Raw genomic sequence first — 19,064 nt, 5'->3', positions numbered from 1 at the left:
CATGTGCCGCGGGTTGGCTCTGCTGCGAAGGCCGGTTGCCGGAAATGACATCAGAAGGGGGTCGATGTGTTGAAGAGGGGATTTGATGGGATTTCATTTAATCAGTTCTAACAGGGTTGAGCAGCTGACGGCAGAACTGGCAATGCATCTGCTGCAATCGCCGTTGAGCAACCCGTTTGAGCCGGAGGTACTGCTTGTGCCGAGTATGCCGATGAAGCGCTGGCTCGGGCTGCAACTGGCACAAATTGCAGGCATCAACTGTAATAATGATTACCCCTTACCTGCAGCGTGGTTGTGGCAGCTGGTGTCCGATCATGTGGTCGATGCACCGAAGATGGACCCGCTTGCCCGTGATCAGGCAACCTGGAAAGTGTTCGCACTGCTTGATAATTTTATCGGTGATCCCCGTTTTGATGAGCCATTCGAAGAGCTGAACAAGTATCTCGAAAACGATAATACAGGCATCAAACGCTGGCAGCTGGCTGAACGTATTGCCGATGTGTTTGATCGCTATCAGTACTACCGGCCTGAACTGATTCAAACCTGGAGTGCGGGGGGAGGCAGCGATTGGCAGGCACTGTTATGGCGGGCACTGATCACAGAAGCGGGAAGTAAACAACACCGCCTGGCGCTGATCGAAACGTTTATGGAGAAACTGGACCGTGGGGATGTGCAGGGGTTACCCGAGAGAATCTCTCTCTTTGCAGTTTCCAGTTTACCGCCACTGTTATTGCGCCTGATTCAGCGCGTGGCCCGCTTTACTGATGTTTACCTCTATTACCTGACCCCGACAGACCAGTACTGGGCCGATTTGAAAACCGAGAAAACATTGGCAAAAATCCGTCTGGAGAAGTGCGAGGATGCAGACTATTACGAGACAGGCCATGAGTTGCTGGCCTCATGGGGAAAACAGGGACAGGTGTTTCAGGATCTGTTGTATGCGGATGAAACGTTTGAATCGCTGACCTCTTCACCCTACATATGCGAATGGCCTGACACCTTGCTGGGGAATTTGCAGCGTGATCTGTTTGAGGTGCAGATGCCTGAGCGGGTGCTACCCGAGTATGATCATTCACTTGCCGTCCATATCTGCCATAGCCCGATGCGCGAATGTCAGGTGTTGCATGATGTGCTCTTGCGGCAGCTCAACGATGATCCGGATTTGAAGCCGGAAGATATACTGGTCATGGTGCCCGAGATCAGCCGCTATGCGCCCTATATCGAGGCGGTGTTCAGGCAGGATGAATCACGGCCATTCCTGCCGTGGAATTTGTCCGATATCTCCGTGGTTGATGAGCATCCGGTGATCGGTTCATTCCTGCAGCTTCTCGAGTTACCGGCCAGCCGTTTCACCTTGTCAGAGATTCTGTCGTTACTGGATGTCCCTGAAATTGCGGAGAGGTTTGATCTTGATGGTGATAAACTCGAGGTGATTCGCAGCAAGCTGGCACAATTGAATGTGCGCTGGGGAATTGATGGCGCGCATAAAGAAGCACTGCATCTGCCTGCTACCATTGAAAATAGCTGGAAGCAGGCAGAAGAGCGTTTGATGGCCGGTTTCGCCATGGGCGACGTTTCAATGCAGGGGGGCGGTCTGTGGCAGGGCATTGCCCCGTTTGATATCGGTGGTAGTGATGCTGCTGCGCTGGCCGATTTCTGGGCACTGTTTGAACAACTGAAACACTGGCGTGCCGTCCTTGCTGAGGCTGGTAATCACACAGCGCAGGCATGGCAGGGGACAATGACGGCCATGCTTGAATCTCTGTTTATCGATACGCAGGAGACAGGCGGACGATTGCAGCTGATTCGCGATGCCATTGCGGATCTTGCCCGGCATGCCGGCGATAACCACCTGTCGCGCGACCTTGTGTGCACCTGGCTGAAGACGCGCCTGAATGCACGCGATAGTGCCGGCAACTATTTTTCCGGTGGCGTCAGCTTTTGCGGTATGCGGCCGATGCGCAGTCTGCCGTTCCGGGTGATCTGTCTGCTGGGGATGCAGGATAGTGCCTTTCCGGGACGTGAGCGCAGGCTTGAGTTCGATCAAATGTTAAATGAACGCCCGCATCCGGCTGATCCGTTAACCGGTGTGATGGATCGTTACCTGATGCTTGAAACACTGCTCTGCGCGCGTGATGCCATCCATATCAGTTATACCGGCCGCAGCATCAAAGATAACAGCGAGTGCCAGCCTTCCGTGCTGATAGGAGAGCTGCTCGATCAACTGACGGGCCAGTACGGTGATGTGCTGATGAAGCGCATCACGCATGAGCATCCGATGCAGCCATTTTCGACAGCCAACTATCTGTACGCGGAAAGCTACGATCGCTATTGGTGTGAATTGGCCAACCAGGTTGCTGCCAACAGTTTCAACCGGGATGGCGATGGGTGGCCATCCGAGCCGGTTGAAATCGATCAGTGCAGCTGCGCGACCATCGATATTTCGAGACTTTCCCGGTTTATGCGTGATCCGGTAAAGTTCTTCTTTAACGATACGTTATCGATCTATTTGAATGAACATGATGAGCCCGAGGATGAGGAGCCATTCACGCTGGATGGATTGGCAAGCTGGCAGGTGAAAAAGCGCATGCTGGATGCCTGGCTGGGCCTTGCGCCGGCCGATCAGGCCCGGATGCAGGCTGAGGGCATGCTGCCGCACGGTAACCTGGCCACGCAGGCGTACGCTGAGCAGGCAGCTGCTGTTGCCGCCTATCAGCCTGTACTGGAAGCATATCAGGAGACTCGCCCGCAAGCCCGGATGATTGAGTTGTTGATACAGGTGGATGATCGCCATGTGCAACTCATCGGGCAGGTGCGGAATTATTTCCCGAAGCGGGGGTTACTGCATGTGACGCCGTCGAAACTCAAATCAAAATATGCCATGTCATTCTGGATTGAGCACCTGACTCTGTGCGCCAGTGGCTGCCTGACAAGCGCAGAGCAGAGTACATTGATTTGCTCCGATACCCATATCTGTTTGCAACCACTGCCGGCTGATGAGGCGAAGCTGGTTCTCGCCGGCTATCTGGACGCCATGTTCAAAGGTATGCAGTACCCGTTGCCGGTATTCGAACGCTCAAGCTGGGAGCAGGCCACCAGCGGCAAAGTGCGTGACCTATGTTGGCATGGTCAGGAGTTTCAGGATATTCCGGGCGACAAGGATGATGCCTATGTCCGGGTGATTATGCGTGATGTCAGCGAATCACCTGTAGGTACAGCAGCATTTACAGATTGGGCGGAGCGCTTTTACCGGCCACTGTTGAATGCCTGGCCGGAGGGGATGAAATGAGCAGTCACATGAATTCACCGATGACACTCGATTCCACTGCCGTGCTGGATATGGACTTTGCCGGTTTCAAACTGGTTGAGGCCAGTGCCGGCACTGGCAAGACCTATACCATTGGTAATCTCTACCTGCGCATGCTGATGGATGGCTATAAGGTTAGCGAGATTCTGGTGGTGACCTTTACCAATGCGGCGACAGAGGAGCTGCGAGGACGCATTCGTCTGCGCATTCACGATGCCATGGTGTATCTGGAACAGCTGCAGGCAGGCACAGCAGCCAGCGATGATCTGTTTCTGGCCGAGTGGGGTGATGCCTTCGGTGGGGACTTTGCGGCAACAGAAAGGGCTGGCAGGCAGTTAAAGCTCGCGCTGAACAGCATGGATGAGGCGGCGATCTATACCATTCATGGCTTCTGCCAGCGGGCGCTCACGGAACATGCGTTTCACAGTCGCCAGACATTTGATGTCGAGATGATGACCGATGACAGCGACATGTGGGATGCGGCCATCAAGGACTGGTGGCGCGTCCATGCCTATCCGCTGGATCGGGCTGGTCTGCAGCTGTTTACCGCAGCCCTTGGCAGTGTCGAGTCATTGGTTGATTTGCAGAAGGAGCTGCGTAAACCGAAGGTCAAACTGTTACCCGATTCAGGTGAATCGACTGCTGATCTGCTGAAAGCCTGGCGTCAGCTCGCTGCAGAGTGGGGGGCTATCGGCAAGAGCTGGGGATCATCCAGAGAACAGCTGATCAAAGCGCTCTGTTCCGGGGCTTTGATGCAGAGAAAGAGTGTATACAAGAGCGCGAATCTGGAGGCAGTCATTGCGGCGGTGGAAACGTGCCTGGCCGGTGAGCCGGTACTGAATGCATCGGATGCATTCAATGCCATGCGAGCTACAGAGCTGAAGGCGCAACTGAAAAAAGGGCAGAGTGAAGAGCCATTTAATCACCCCTTCTTTGTCGCTGTTGATCATTATCTCGATAAGGTCTGCGGTGTTGTAAAACAATTTAAAGTCGCGGCGTTAGCTGAGGTAAATAAAGTAGCCGGTGAAAATGTTTCGGCCACCAAAAGGGCGGCAGGCCAGCTTTCATTCAATGATCAACTGGAATTTCTGGAGCGTGCGCTGGCTGATAATCATGCGCTGGGTTGCCAGATTCATGAGCGTTTCCCGATCGCCATGATCGATGAATTTCAGGATACCGATGCCATTCAATATTCCATTTTCAGGCATATCTATCAGGGCCGTAGTCGGGGTGGCCTGATCATGATAGGTGATCCTAAACAGGCGATTTACTCATTCCGTGGTGGTGACATCTTTACTTATATTCAGGCCAAGCTGGATGCTGTTGGCCACTACACGCTGGGCACCAACTGGCGCTCGACCCCCGGGCTGATTGAAGCGGTGAACCGTATCTTCTCACAGCGAGGGGATGAAACCTTTATCTATAAGGAGATTCCGTTTTCACCCGTCGCTGCAGCCGACAAGTCGCATGACCTGTTGCATGAAAACGGTGTGCCGGTTGCACCGATGACGATCTGGCATATACAGAGCGATACACCTGAAAAAGCGATCCCCAAAAATACGATGGGGCCTCTGATGCATGCTCATACGGCCAACGAAATTGCCCGGCTGCTGCATGCTGGCAGGACGGGGGCACTGAAACTGGGAGAAAAGGGGGTGGAGCCTGGTGATATTGCGGTGCTGGTGCGTACACACTTTGAAGCCAATGCGTTGAAGGATGCATTAAGAGCGCGTGGTATCAGTGCCGTGGCCAATGGTGGTGAACAGGTCTACGCCAGTGATGAGGCCACCGGCCTGCTGCAGTTACTGGAGGCAGTGATCGATTTCCGCAGTGCGTCAACGCTCCGCTGTGCGCTGGCGAGTTCACTGCTTAATTATCACTACAGCAGTATGCACGCTCTGATCGGTGATGAGCAGCAATGGCTGACGTGGATGGAACATTTCAGGGAGCTCAATGCGACCTGGGCAGCAAAAGGGTTTATGGCCATGTTCCAGCAGATGCTGCGGAGGCTGGATATCGGGGAGCGAATTGCCGCACGCCACGATGCCTCGCGCCGTTTGACCAATCTGTTGCATCTGGGGGAGCTGGCCCAACAGGCGTCGAAATCGGTGATCGGAATGGATGCATTGCTGCACTGGTTTAAGAATCAGATGGTCAGGGAAAGCAGTGAAGCGGAATTGCGACTGGAGAATGATGGCGATCTGGTACGTATTGTGACCATTCATGGCAGTAAAGGGCTGGAGTATCCGATCGTGTTTCTGCCCTATATGTGGTCATGCCGCTCGCGCAAGAGCGATGCGAAAACGCTGCTCGCCTTTTACGATGAGCAGCAGCGACAGCACTGTCTGCATGCCGATCCCGCCGATGTGCATCTGAATCTCGCCGAGAAAGAGCGACTGGCTGAGGATATTCGGCTTGCCTATGTCGCTCTGACGCGCGCGCGCGCCAAAGTGTATCTGGCCTGGGGACATGCCGGTGATGCGTCGAAATCCGCACCAGGCTGGTTGTTTCATCATCACCAGCATCCGCAGGATCTGGCTGTGGCACAGCCCATGGCCATGGGGAAAGGCACTGATGTGGGTGATGATCTGAAGAGGCTTGCTGACTTATGCGGGCATATCGAGGTGATTCCTCTGCCAACCGATTCGGAAGCTGTCACTCTTGATCAGAGTGACAGGATGGTTGATGTGTGCACGGTGACGCCATTTACCGGTTCGATTGCCGCAGACTGGCGTATCTCCAGTTTTTCAGGCATGACGCGTGATGTCCATCAGCTATTTACTCATAGTGAGCAGGTGCGCAGTGAGGATCCGGTATTCAACTTTCCCGCCGGTAGTCAGACGGGACTATTCCTGCACGCACTGTTTGAGGAGCTCGATTTTCAGCAGGATCATTCAGAACCCGTGCGCCAGTTTACCGAGAGTCAGGCTGCACGTTACGGGCTCGATGCAGATAGTGTGTCAGTGGTCGATGCATGGGTGGCCGATGTTTTGGCGACGCCACTCAGTGAGGCAGGTATCACACTCGGCCAGATTCCGCACAACAGGCGTTTGAACGAGCTGGAGTTTGATTTTTCCGCCGGCCACATCGATATCGCATTGCTGAATCAAACACTGGAGGCTGCTGCCGGTCAGCCGCTGCAGAAACTGGTGATGAATGATTGCCGGGGATATATCACCGGTATTATCGATCTGGTATTCGAGGCCAATGGCCGCTTTTATCTGGCCGACTACAAGAGTAATCATCTCGGCTTCTCACTCGATGCATATGCACCGGAGAAATTGGCAAAGGCTGTCTTCGACCGGCGCTATGATCTTCAGTATCTGCTCTATTCGCTGGCACTGCACCGTTATCTGAGATTGCGGCTGCCGGACTATGATTACGAAACCTGCTTCGGGGGCGTTTATTATCTCTTTTTGCGTGGTATGCGAGCGGACCATGGCGATAAGTTCGGTGTGTATTATGCAAGACCTGAAAAAGCATTGATCGATGCACTGGATCAGCAGGTGTTTGGCCGGGATGGTCGCAATGAGGAGGTGGTGGCATGAGTCAACACATCGAGCAGCCACAATCCCGTCTCTCGCTTCTCTTTTCCCGCTTTATCGCGGAAAAGGCGAACCAGAGCCTGAACAGTGTATTGGCACGAACAGCCGCATGGTTGTCTGAAGTGCAGCAGAATGGAGATGTTTGTCTCGACCTGGCTCTGTACACAGGTAAACCATGGCCGGATCAAAAGGGCATGAATCGCAGTGACCTGACTCCCGATCTTGATGTGTGGTGTCGTGAATTGATGCGTGATGGCATATGTGTCGGCGGACCGGGTGAACATACCCCGATGATTCTTGATGGCCATCGCCTCTATCTGAACCGCTTCTGGCGCTATGAAGATACGGTAGCTGGTGCGATAAAATCACGCTTGCAGACCCATGTTCATGTCGAGCATGAAGCTCTCAAGAAGGGACTTGTGCGTTTGTTCGGAGATGATCGTGAAGCAGGGGTGAACTGGCAGAAACTTGCAGCCGCACTCGCTGTGACACGTCACTTCTCGGTTATTTCAGGTGGTCCGGGTACGGGTAAAACATCTTCACTGGTAAAAGTGCTGGCTCTGCTACTGGAGCAGCATCCCGGGATGTATATTCGTATGGCGGCCCCCACAGGCAAAGCGGCCGCGCGTATGATGGAGTCGATCCGGCAGGCCAAGTCGAAACTCGATATCGATGATGCGATTCGGGCGGCAATTCCCGATGAGGCGTCAACCCTGCACCGCCTGCTTGGCTACAGTCCCGCAGGTTACCGCCACCACAGCATGAATCCGCTGATACTCGATTGCCTGGTGATCGATGAGGCATCTATGGTGGATTTGCCGATGATGGCGCGGCTGCTTGACGCGCTGCCTCAGACTGCGCAGCTGATTCTGCTCGGTGATCGCGATCAGCTGGCCTCTGTGGATGCAGGCAATGTGCTGGGCGATCTTACCGGTCACGGCCATGAAATCGAATACCGCCCTGAAACAGCGGAGCTGCTCGCATCGCTGACCGGTGTGAATATGGGGCTGCTGCCGGTGAATCCGGATGCCCCGGTTGTTGCCGATGCGATTGCGCTGCTCAGAAAGAGCTATCGCTTTGATGAAAACAGCGGTATCGGCAACCTGGCCCGCCATATCAACAGCGGAGCTGCGGACCAGACGATTGCCTGGCTCTCCGATCACTCCTGTGCCGAGTTGTCCTGGGCACCGGATTTAGTGTTGAACACCCTGCTTGAACAGATTGCTGATTCATATATGCCATATCTGCTGGAGCAGGATATTGCCCAGGCACTCGATCTGTTCGAGAAGCAGCGCGTCTTGTGTGCTGTCCGTCAGGGTCCGTATGGTATGGAGTCCGTCAATCGTGAGATTGCCAGGAGGCTCATCGCCCGAGGATTGCTCTTGCACGGTGAGGCCGTGGCCGGCATGCCTGTCATGATCACGGGTAACAATTATGAGCTGAATTTGTTCAATGGCGATGTCGGACTGCTGTGGCGAAATCAGGATGGTCAGTTGAGAGCGTATTTCAGAGCCGGCGATAACGCGTTGCGTGATATCTCGGTTCAGTCATTGCCACAGTATGAATTGTCATGGGCGATGACCGTGCATAAGTCGCAGGGCTCGGAGTTTGAGCACGTCGTGGCAATTCTGCCGGATATCGAGGCGGGGAGAGCTGTGCTGACCCGGGAGTTGCTGTACACGGCCGTGACGCGTGCAAAAAATCACTTCACCCTGTTTGCCGGTAGCGAGGCGGTAAGGTGGGCGGTGATTCAAACAGTCAATCGCAGTACGGGGCTGGCAGATCGTTTGAACTGGTCGGGCGGGGATACAATCACTTTGCAGCCGGATCAGTGAACGGTGTGCCGGAAGCCGGAGGTGTCATCTGGAGATCTGATCCGCCTGAATTTGATTGTTTTTTATTTTTTTGCCGAACAGGCAGGGTAGGGGAGGGACCGTCGGGCGGGATATCCACGGTTTTATGATCTGGCCCTGTATAGGCTGCCGGTGATGGCTGCCCGGACCGATCATCCGCTCCGGGCAGGAGATGCAGGCACATCCTGTGTCACATGAACCTGTAGAGAATCGGAGCTGTCCCTTCTTACAGGTTGGTGCAACCCAGGGCGAACAGGCCAGACCTTGTCTGGCCACACCCGGTCGGGGAAGCAGATGGATCGCTCTTCACGCTGAAGCAGTAGCAAGATGCCCGGGCCTTCTATCATGAAAACATCCGTGGATGAGCAGTTTCATACAGTGCCAGCGATGATCAATTTTTCAGAAGATGACGTTGCATCGGTCGGTGACGATCCCGGTGATTAAAAACAGACCATGGCCGGTTGTGCAGAGAGATTCATCAATGTGCGTGTTGTATATGCCCGGGGATGGTTCGTGGTACTTTGTTTTCCGGAAGGTGGATTAATCAATGAAGGGAAGCTGTATGCTGGCATCGCGCGCGACGGGACAGAAAACTGGTGCTCAATGGATGTGAGATCCCGGGTTGCGCTGGCGAAATGGACGGGGAGAGCGGCAGGCACATTTTTATCATGACGATCAAACTGGTTGCCAGGGTGTTGATGTCTGCCGCCATGTTGAGCAGCCAGCCATTGATCACGGATTCTTGTGACAGAATGGCAGGAAGAGCAAACATCGGGGGATTCTCTATCCTGATCGGTAAATCAAGGTGCGGTGTCGTTGATCACTACATAAAGTGCCAAACAGATACCATTTTCGCAGGGGGGCATTCTGGTTTATTTTGAAGGGAATCCATGCATTTTCTGTCAGGAATTCACCAGAATCGCGTGTTGGTTTTTAATGAGTTGTGTTGGTTTTCAGGCGCGGGTATTGTTGGCTTGGTTGTGGTTGGTCCTTTATGTGAGTGACATTTGAACCAACAAACAGAAGGACCAACAAGAGCCCGTGGAGTCAACATGCCGCTGTCCGAAGGAACCATCAGATCTGCCCGAATCCCTCATGGAAAGAACCAGCTGAAAATCAGTGATGGTGGTGGTCTTTATTTGCTGATTAAACCTTCGGGGCGCTACTGGAAACTGGCTTATCGATTCGGTGGTAAGCAGAAGTCTCTGGCCCTGGGGGTATATCCTGATGTGGGGCTGGATGCGGCGCGCGAAAGGCGGGAAGCGGCAAAAAGATTGCTGGCAAGCAATATCGACCCCGGTTATGTGCGGCAGCAGGAGCGGTATGCGCAACGTATGATGAGTGTGGTCGCAGCCACCGCTGTTGTAGCACCGCCACCTCCTGAAGAGCCCATAGCTGCATCCGTCGGGGATGAGGCTGTGGCTGCGGTTGAAAACACTCCGATCAATGCGGTTCCTGCGTCACTGGAGAGTAGTGAACAGCAGCGGCTGGAGGATCGGCGCTTACGAATTCTGCAGCAACTGATCCGTGCCAATGGTTATATGACGAATGAATACCTGTTGCAGCAGGGACTGGATACAACGGGCCACAAGATATCATTTGATCGGTTGCGAACGGATCTGGCCTGGTTGAGTGAGCAGCAGGTGATTCGTCTTGAAACATCCGATGTGTGGGTAGCCACCTTGACCCGTCATGGCCTGGAAGTGGTGGAGGGGCGTCTCTGGGTGCCGGCAATTCGCCGACCGGAGCCTGCCGCCTGATAGAGTTGTGTTGGTTTTTGTGGTGTTGGTCTATTTGGCGTGCATTTGCCTGAAGGTGGGTGCTGTGTCGCGAAAAAAAGACCAACAATAAACGGTGGCTTGGGAGGGGGCGCATCCTGTGTCTTCCGGATCTCTTTGAAGTGAAATCAAGTTGCCCGGATCTTCCCGTGCGGACAGGGCAGGCACCTTGCTTATCCTGCAGGCGCACCAACAGACTTTTATGGGCAGGACAAGAGGTGTGTACACAGGTTCAGCAGGGGAAATCCGGATATCATCTTTGCATCTGAAAACATCATAACCTGCCTTTGCAAAAGGAATTATTATCCTTGTGTTGGTTTGAAAAAGAACCAACAATACGCGGGGGAAGGAGGGGATTGGGCCTGCTCACGGCCAAACGGAGAAATCGCCCCGGGGGATCGACACATTAACATCTCCCTGGCTTGGTGTCGGCAACACCTATTTTCCTGGCCTGATTACCAACCGTATATTATTTTCTATCTGCCCTTGCGACTCCGGATCGGGATGATGGGTTGATTGCTCCGGATGATGAGGTGGGACGCTCCATATGGAAAATACATATGAGCAGCTGCTTCGCAATCCCGAAAGGTTGTCGGGCTGCGAATTGGCATGCGGAGGTAGAGCTGTTGGTGCGAGCCCCGGCAACTAACTCTATTCGTTCAATGGTGACCAGACGTAGCGTACCATCTAAAGAGGCACTCTGCCCAATATATGCGCCCCTCCAATACCCCTTTCAAAATCAGAATTATTCCGATACCGGCGGTGGCAGGGCATATCTATATTCAACGCCGGCAGGAGTTGATTGAACTGGCTTTGAACTCTGTCTGTCTACGGCGAGGTGCGCCGTTTACTGAAACCAGCGGAATGCCTTGAAAAATCATATCCGGGCCAGGAGGCAATGTGGGGATCAAGAAGCGTTACCGATGTACTGATAAAGTCGTTTCAATCACCTGTACAGCGTCATATGTCCGGGTTGCCCCTGTTATCAGGGCAACGAAATAACCCATAATTCGATGGTCTGTTTGGCATATACAGTGTCATCCTGCAGTAGCCAGAACATCATATCCAGTTTGCTATCTCCATTTCATCTGCATGTCACAATAAGAAAATGGCTGATTATCCCGGCAGGTCATTTTTTTGTCATAAATATTCAGCATGATGAACAATAATCGTCATTTAAATCACCATCAGGATTGAGAGGCTCTTATGTTTTCATCGCCACAAAACCATCAGGACCATACGCTACAGAAGAATCAGGTCATCATCTTTGCCGTAGACCGTGAAGGTATCATCACAGATGTGGATCAGGAGTATCTGAATGTCAGTGAGTTCAGACGTGGAGAGGTCGTTGGTCACCATTACAGAGACTTCTATCACCCTGATATGTCGTCATCCCTGATCGAGGAGGCATGGCGACGCATTCAGGGCGGTCATCTCTGGCAGGGAATGGTCCAGCTATTGCGCAAGAGCGGTTCTTACTGGGTAAGTATCAATGTCGCCCCTGCGCTGGACGGAAACGAATACTGGTTTGTATGTACCTGCGCCGACCCGGCTGAGATTGCGCAGGCACGCAAGATGCATCATGCCCGAAATGAGCAGGGAAGCGGGGGCGATCATCGCAGTGCTCTGTGGTCACGTTTCAACCCTCTGCATGCGATGAAAATATGGCAAAAAATTGTTGCAACTATGGTAATGCTTGCGGTGTTGATGTTGGCGTCGTGGTGGATGGCGCTACGTGGGCTCGAGGTTGCAAATGATGGTCTGCTTATGTCGGCCAATGATCGGGAGGTATCACTGGCAGCTGTGGATATTCCACACGCGATCCTCTCGATGATGGCGGATTTGCGTGATATTCAGAGTGAGCGGCAGGCGGTACTGCATCAGCAGGGGTACAGCGTTGTGGCAGAGACGCTTGAAAGAATCGCAAAAGATGCCGAGCTGATTCGCTCGGCTGATTTGAGTGAGGCGGAAGCTGATGCGGCAAAAGCCTTTTTGCAGGCATCCTCCGTTTATGTAAACGGAGCGTTGAAGCCGCTGGCCGATCAGCTTCAATCTGTAAATGACGTGATTACACCGGCGATGTTCAGACTTCACAATGCTGATTTTAAATCGATGGAAGAGCTGGGCACTGCATTCAGACAGCTGCAGCAGCAGGCAAGCAAGTCTGAAGTGACATCATCAACCCAGGCATACCATGATATTCGTGAGCATTCGCTTGGCTTTGTGACTCTGTCACTATTGCTCGCCCTGGTTTGTTCGTTGCTGTTGATTCGGAACTTCAACAAGCGCCTGCACTACACGACCGGGAAACTGAACAGCATTGCCAAAGGAGACTATTTTGACTGGATCCATATCAGTCAGCATGATGAGATCGGTCTTTTGCAGGTAGGATTGAAGACCATGCAGGTGCGTCAGGGTTACTCGGTGCGCAAGCTTTACGGACAGGCCATGGAGGCTTTGAGAATCAAGGCTGCCCTGGATAATGTACAGACTCCGGTCCAGTTAACCGATCACAATTATAATATTTTCTACTTCAATCAGGCTGCACAGCAGATGTTCCACAAACATCAGGATGATTTCCGTAAACGGTTACCCGGTTTTAATCCTGAGCAGGTGCTGGGTAGTAATATAGATATATTCCATAGCAAGCCAGGGCATCAGCGCCGATTACTGGACTCCCTGCTGGGAAGTTATACATCCGATGACTGGGCTTTCAGTGATGAGTTTGTTGTGAAGCTTGCAGTCACACCGATTCGTAATGAGGCCGGTGAAAAGGTGGGTAATGTACTGGAGTGGATGGATCGCAGTCGCGAGGTGATGGCCGAACGGGAAATTGCCGCGATGGTTGCTGCAGTTCAGCGCGGGGATCTGGCAGTAAGGTTGAATGTGGAAGGGAAAACAGGTTTCTTTGCCGATCTCGCGCATAAACTCAATGAGGTGACCGGTACGGTGGATCAGGCGTTCCGGGAAACGATTGAAGCACTGCAAGCGATTGAGGGGGGCAATTTAACTTATCGCATCAGCACCTCATACGAGGGTGATTATGATGCGGTAAAATCGGCAGTAAACGGTACATCGATCAAGCTTGCCGAGGTGATTCGTACGGTCAGAGCCTCGGCTGAAGAGGTGGAGTCTGGTTCGGGTGAAATTGCTGAAAGCAATCATTCACTGAGCTCCCGCACACAGGATCAGGCGGCAGCCCTGGAGGAGACCGCAGCCAGCATCGAGCAGATTACCGGAACTGTGCAGCAGACAGCCGACAACACCCGTCAGGCCAATATGCTGGCGACCGAAGCCAGGGACAAGGCCGCGAAGGGGGGCGGTGTTGCCGGGCGAGCTGTTCAGGCGATGGCGGAAATTCAGGCCAGCAGCCACCGCATCTCCGATATTATCGGTGTGATTGATGGCATCGCGTTTCAGACCAATCTGCTGGCGCTCAATGCAGCCGTCGAGGCAGCCAGAGCCGGGGAGCATGGACGCGGCTTTGCCGTTGTTGCCAGTGAAGTGCGCTCACTCGCCCAGCGATCTGCCGATGCGGCACGGGAAATTAAATCACTCATCGGGCAGAGCGTGGCAAGCGTCGAGACCGGTAGCCAGCTGGTCAATGAATCCGGTTCCGCTCTGTCAGAGATTGTACATGACGTCAGTCGGGTGAGTGAGCTGATTGCCGAGATTGCTTCAGCCAGTATCGAACAGGCCAGTGGTATCGATCAGGTGAACAAGGCGATTACCCAGCTCGATTCCGGTACGCAGCAGAATACGGCGATGGTGGAGGAGTCCGCTTCTGCCAGTCAGCGCTTGAATCAGCAGGCGGCAACATTGCGTGCACTTGTGGCGGTGTTCCAGCTTGAAGAGATGCCCGTGTCTCAGCATACCGGTATTCGTAATGTTGCCGAGCTGGAGAAGACGCTCTACTGAAGAACCACTATTCATTATCTGTAAAAAAAGCCCGGCCATGTGCCGGGTTTTTTTATGTCTCGCGTTCAAGGGGCAGTTGGCAGCAACGGCTGAGAGGGCTGGTGGCCGGGGGGCTTTGCCGTTACAGGAGTGACAGAGTGACTGCCCTGGCGGTGATGCCGGAACGGTCTTGTTTTACCGGTTGAAAAAGTGGGAGCCGAAGTGCATCAGGAAGTAATAGACACCATAAGCCAGCATGATGAAGACGACGATTCCCACCATGGTAGCGCCCACTGCCGTGCGCAGCCAGGCCGAAAGGTTGCTTTCATGCTCACTCATTTGCTCGACCATTTCCCAGTCTTCCAGCCCGCGTTTGGCCCGCCTCTCATCCTCGGAGGCATAGCCGAAGTGATCATCTGGCTGTTCGCCCCATTGATGTTCGACAGAGCTCATTTCAGGTGGTTGATCGTGATGCTGCTTTGTCATATCAATTTACTCCTGTGGTGGCAGTGAACCAGCATCCCTTTCCGATCCTGATTTTCTCCGTGATATCACCACTCGGACACAAGCAATGATGGCGGCGATTATAGACATCCTTTCAGGTCGGAATACAGAGCATTCGATCAACGAAGATAGCGCCAGGGAGGTGCTGACGGGCGAGAGGGGCGAAGATCGTTTCATGGTGCAGGGGTGACGACCGGTCAGGTCGCACCGATCAGCAGTGTCTGCTCCAGCATACCTCCTTAGCGGCGTTTTAATGATTTAAGGTAGCTGGCAACCTCACGACTTCTTTTCTTCTTTGCAAAGTCATAAGCGGTTTGACCATCTCTGGTTTGAATCGTGATGTCTGCACCATGTTCGACGAGCAGCTTTGCCAGGGCAAGGTCATTGGCCATTGCTGCCGAATGCAAAGGGGTGGCACCAAATTTATCCCGCGCCGAAAGATCGGCCCCTGCCGCTATTAAAAGACTGCCAATGTCATCTTTCCTGAAAAAAGCAGCCCAATGCAGAGGCGTGGCATCATACTCCCGCTCCTTGATATTTACATTGGCACCACTTTCGATAAGCAGCTTCACCACATCTGGAAACCCTCCGGATGTGGCTGCATGCACCACCGATACTCCCGAGTGATTGACTGCATTCATGTCGGCACCATGCTGTAACAGAGTGCGGACGACATGAACGTGGCCATTGCCGGCGGCTGGAAACAGAGCAGGCGCACCTTGCCCGCTGCTGGCATTTACATTAGCGCCATGATTTAAAAGCCAATCAACCACCTCTTGATGACCCTCTGCCGCAGCAAAATAAAGCGGGGTCATGCCTGCCTTGTTCCGGCAGTCGATGTGTGCGCCTTTATCGACGAGCAATTTAACGATCTCCACACTTCCACCAAATGCCGCACCATGAAGTGGCTGGGCACCATCATCTCGTTCCTGCGATACGGAAGCGCCGCTTTCGATCAATCGAATGACATCGGTTTTCTGGCTATAGAGTGCTGCATCGAAGAGGCGGGTGTCTTGCGCCTGTACCTGGGGCACGAACAAGAGCAAGCCAAACAAGAAAAATATTTTCCACATGACTTCAACCTCCAGAGATAATTCCGGGTAAGTGTGGCCTGCTTAAACCGGCATCGTATCCGCTCTTCCCCGCGGAAATCATTATAGCTTGAGACAGCCAGAACTGGAAAAGAGAGGGGGCGTTGGGCTTTATTTTAGCCAGGATGGGCCGTAAATCATCATCTTGCTCAAGAACTGATCCGAAAGCGTACATTTTAAATGTTTCGGCACATTTCTTGCCTTCTGATCATGTCATGTCGCATGCCATGATCAGGAGGCAGAAATTGGCTGAAATGATGAATAAAGAAAGTGAAAGTTCGGTGCCCGTCTTTAAATTCGGTGATCTGGTTGATGTGACGTCATTCGGACAACTGCTGGAGAGTTTCTTCAAAGCGACCGGCATTCCCAACGGGCTGGTCGCTCCCGGTGGTGAGCTTATAACGCAGGCCGGTTGGGTCGATGCATGCGTGTACTTTCACAGGGCGAATCCGGACATGCAGCATCGTTGTCATCAGAGTAATATCAGGTTGATGGGGAAGTTGCATAAGGGTGAAGTCACCGGTTGCCTGTGTGAAAATGGTCTGTACGACTATGCGACCCCTGTCGTGATTGAAGGGCAGCAACTGGCGACCCTGTTTCTCGGTCAGGTATTTAGCGAGGCGCCGGACATGGAATTTTTCCGAAAACAGGCGGAACTTTTCAAGTTTGACGAGACCAGCTACCTCGATGCCATTCGTGCGGTGCCCATTGTTAGCAAGGCCCGGATGGAGGCACACATGGCGTGTATGGTCGGCATGGCGCAGGTTCTGGCGAGCAATGGACTGGCAAGGTTGCGTGAGACAAAGCTTGAGCATGATTTGAAGAAGAGTTCCGAACAGCGTATTGAGCTGGAGGATTTGCTGAACCTGTCGCCGATCGGTATCGGCTGGTCCGATGCAAACGGTACGGTTGAGTATGTTAACAGGCGGTTTACTGAACTGTTCGGTTATACGCTGGGTGATCTGCCCGACCTTTCGGTCTGGTATCAATCAGCCTACCCAGATCCGGACTACCGGGAAAAGGTGGTTGTCCCGTGGCAGCAAGCAGTGGCACTGGCTCATCAGGAGGGCACGGTACCACCTGAGCTGGAAGTTAATGTGACATGCAGGGACGGGAGTGTGCGCCGCGTCGTCATCCGCGTCTCATGGGTCGGCAACAAACGACTGGTTAATTTCAGCGATATCACTGACCACTGGCAGAGCGAACTGCGCAACCGTGCTCACGATGCCATGCTGGAGATGGTGGCCAGGGGATTACCTTTGTCCGATATTCTGTCTGCCATTGTGAGCGCCATCGAAGCGGAAGAGCCCAGCTCAATGTGCAGTGTGTTGTTACTGGATCAGGAGAGCCAGTGCCTTTATACGGGGGCTGCTCCCGGTCTTCCCGACTTCTATAACAATATCGTCAACGGGTTAAAGATTGGTATGGGCGTAGGTTCCTGCGGAACAGCAGCTTTCTCGGGAAAGCGGGTTATTGTTGAAGATATTTCCACTCATGAATATTGGCGAGTAGCTGCCGAAATAGCCCAACAGGCCAACCTCGGATCTTGCTGGTCAGAACCCATTTTCGGCTCCAAAGGCAATGTATTAGGCACTTTCGCAATCTATCACAGCCAGCCATCCACCCCGAGCCCTGAAGATATCGAGCGCATCACCTTCGCCGCCAATATTGCCGCGATTGCTATTGAAAACAGAAACACGCGTGACGAACTGGCAGAACGTGAGCGCGAATTTCGCAGTCTGGCCGAGAATGCCCCCGATAATATTGCTCGATACGATTTGCATGGACGAATGATTTATGCCAATCCGCGTCTGGAACAAACGCTGCACGCCCCTGCCGAAAAGATGCTGGGGAGACGTCCGGCCGAACATGCCCAGGGTTATGAATGCTATTATGAATCACAATTGATGCATGTAATTGAAACCGGTGAGGAGGTCTCGTTCGAGTTTGGTGCACTTGGTGCGATGGATGATACCCCTACCCATTTGATACATATGGTTGCCGAGCGCGATGAAGCTGGCGCGATTGTCGGCGTGCTGGCGATCGGTCGGGATATTAGTGAGCGCAAGCAGATGGAGCAGCTTCTGGAAGCCCGTGAGCGGGAATTTCGCACGCTGGCCGAAAATGCTCCTGTACTCATTGCCCGATATGATTGCGAAGGTAGATTGCTCTACAGCAACCCAAAGCTGAAGTACAACTTTCCTGTGCCTGTTGAAACGGTTATCGGCAAACGCCTCGATGAGTTTCCAGAGTTGCCCTTTGCCGCATTTTTCATGGATAAGGTATCCCAAATCGTGACAACCGGCGAAGCGCGTGTCTTTGAAACTGAAATCCCCGGGATTGACGGCGAAGAGACCCATCTGGTCAGCATGGTTGCTGAACGCGACGAGTCCGGCGCGATTTCTGGCATTCTCACCATTGGTCAGGACATCACCGGGCGCAAACGTATGGAGAGAGAGCTGGAACGACAGGCTCATTTTGATGCGCTGACCGGCCTGGCGAATCGACGCTATTTTCTACAGCAGGCAGAGAGTGAAATTGGTCGCTGCAGGCGCTATGGCGGGACGCTCTCCCTGACCATGTTTGATATCGATTTTTTCAAAAAAGTGAACGACAGTTATGGACACGATGTGGGGGACCAGGTACTGCGCAAGGTTGCCGACTGGTGCGGAACGGTGCTGCGTGATATCGATACGATCGGACGTCTGGGCGGTGAGGAGTTTGCCATCCTGATGCCTCAGACAGATCTGCAGCAGGGGCTGGATGTCGCCGAGCGCCTGCGTATGGCAATGGCCGAGGATGGCATTGCGCTGCCGGGCGGGGATCAGCTTGGCATCACCGCCTCATTCGGTGTGGTGACGCTTGACGAGGGGGAGGGGGATATTGATGCGTTGCTGATTCGTGCCGACCAAGCGATGTATCGGGCCAAAAAGGCAGGGCGAAACCGGGTCTGCTCAGGGGGCTGATCGAACCCGGAGGGTCAGTTCTTAACCCGGAGGGTCAGTTCTTTAGTTTATAGTTGAGCCGATTAGGGGGGGGGCTGATTAAACCCGCTGTTTGTTGTTGCTTCCCTGACCGGGAGCGATTCA

Annotated in this window: 9 protein-coding genes; 7 read left to right on the top strand and 2 right to left on the bottom strand. The window is 53.3% G+C overall.

The window, feature by feature from the left end:
- The first annotated feature begins 85 nt into the window (after window positions 1–85).
- The 6 genes from recC (at window position 86) to FEF65_RS05160 (ending at window position 14,401) form a co-directional block, all read left to right on the top strand.
- On the top strand, window positions 86–3,289 hold the full coding sequence (recC, locus tag FEF65_RS05185; RefSeq protein WP_138238739.1) for an exodeoxyribonuclease V subunit gamma: 3,204 nt from the start codon (window positions 86–88) through the stop codon (window positions 3,287–3,289).
- Window positions 3,286–6,855, top strand: a complete 3,570-nt coding sequence (gene recB / locus FEF65_RS05180; protein WP_138238738.1) for an exodeoxyribonuclease V subunit beta — start codon at window positions 3,286–3,288, stop codon at window positions 6,853–6,855. The genes recC and recB overlap by 4 nt, the downstream gene beginning before the upstream one ends.
- Window positions 6,852–8,687: an exodeoxyribonuclease V subunit alpha gene (gene recD / locus FEF65_RS05175; RefSeq protein WP_138238737.1), complete on the top strand. Its 1,836-nt coding sequence runs from the start codon at window positions 6,852–6,854 to the stop codon at window positions 8,685–8,687. The genes recB and recD overlap by 4 nt, the downstream gene beginning before the upstream one ends.
- A 686-nt stretch (window positions 8,688–9,373) precedes the next feature.
- The gene (locus FEF65_RS13360) at window positions 9,374–9,586 is read left to right on the top strand and encodes a hypothetical protein (protein ID WP_161595181.1); all 213 of its coding nucleotides are present in this window, start codon (window positions 9,374–9,376) and stop codon (window positions 9,584–9,586) included.
- A gap of 171 nt (window positions 9,587–9,757) precedes the next feature.
- Complete coding sequence (locus tag FEF65_RS05165; RefSeq protein WP_138238735.1) at window positions 9,758–10,465, top strand: Arm DNA-binding domain-containing protein; 708 nt, start codon at window positions 9,758–9,760, stop codon at window positions 10,463–10,465.
- 1,224 nt (window positions 10,466–11,689) lie between these two features.
- The gene (locus FEF65_RS05160) at window positions 11,690–14,401 is read left to right on the top strand and encodes a methyl-accepting chemotaxis protein (protein ID WP_138238734.1); all 2,712 of its coding nucleotides are present in this window, start codon (window positions 11,690–11,692) and stop codon (window positions 14,399–14,401) included.
- Between the two features lie 174 nt (window positions 14,402–14,575).
- Here the strand turns inward: FEF65_RS05160 and FEF65_RS05155 are convergent, their stop codons facing one another.
- Entirely contained in the window at window positions 14,576–14,866 is a 291-nt protein-coding gene (locus tag FEF65_RS05155) for a hypothetical protein (RefSeq protein ID WP_138238733.1), read from the bottom strand.
- Between the two features lie 257 nt (window positions 14,867–15,123).
- Window positions 15,124–15,957, bottom strand: a complete 834-nt coding sequence (locus FEF65_RS05150; protein WP_138238732.1) for an ankyrin repeat domain-containing protein — start codon at window positions 15,955–15,957, stop codon at window positions 15,124–15,126.
- Window positions 15,958–16,229: 272 nt separating this feature from the next.
- Between FEF65_RS05150 and FEF65_RS05145 the strand changes: the two genes are divergently transcribed.
- Window positions 16,230–18,941: a diguanylate cyclase gene (locus FEF65_RS05145; protein ID WP_238701210.1), complete on the top strand. Its 2,712-nt coding sequence runs from the start codon at window positions 16,230–16,232 to the stop codon at window positions 18,939–18,941.
- Window positions 18,942–19,064: the final 123 nt, after the last annotated feature.

The sequence above is a fragment of the Mariprofundus erugo genome, assembly GCF_005818865.1.
GTDB classification, from domain to species: domain Bacteria; phylum Pseudomonadota; class Zetaproteobacteria; order Mariprofundales; family Mariprofundaceae; genus Mariprofundus; species Mariprofundus erugo.
The sequence above is the reverse complement of the archived record's forward strand: the minus strand, read 5'-3'. Positions and strand labels throughout refer to the sequence as shown.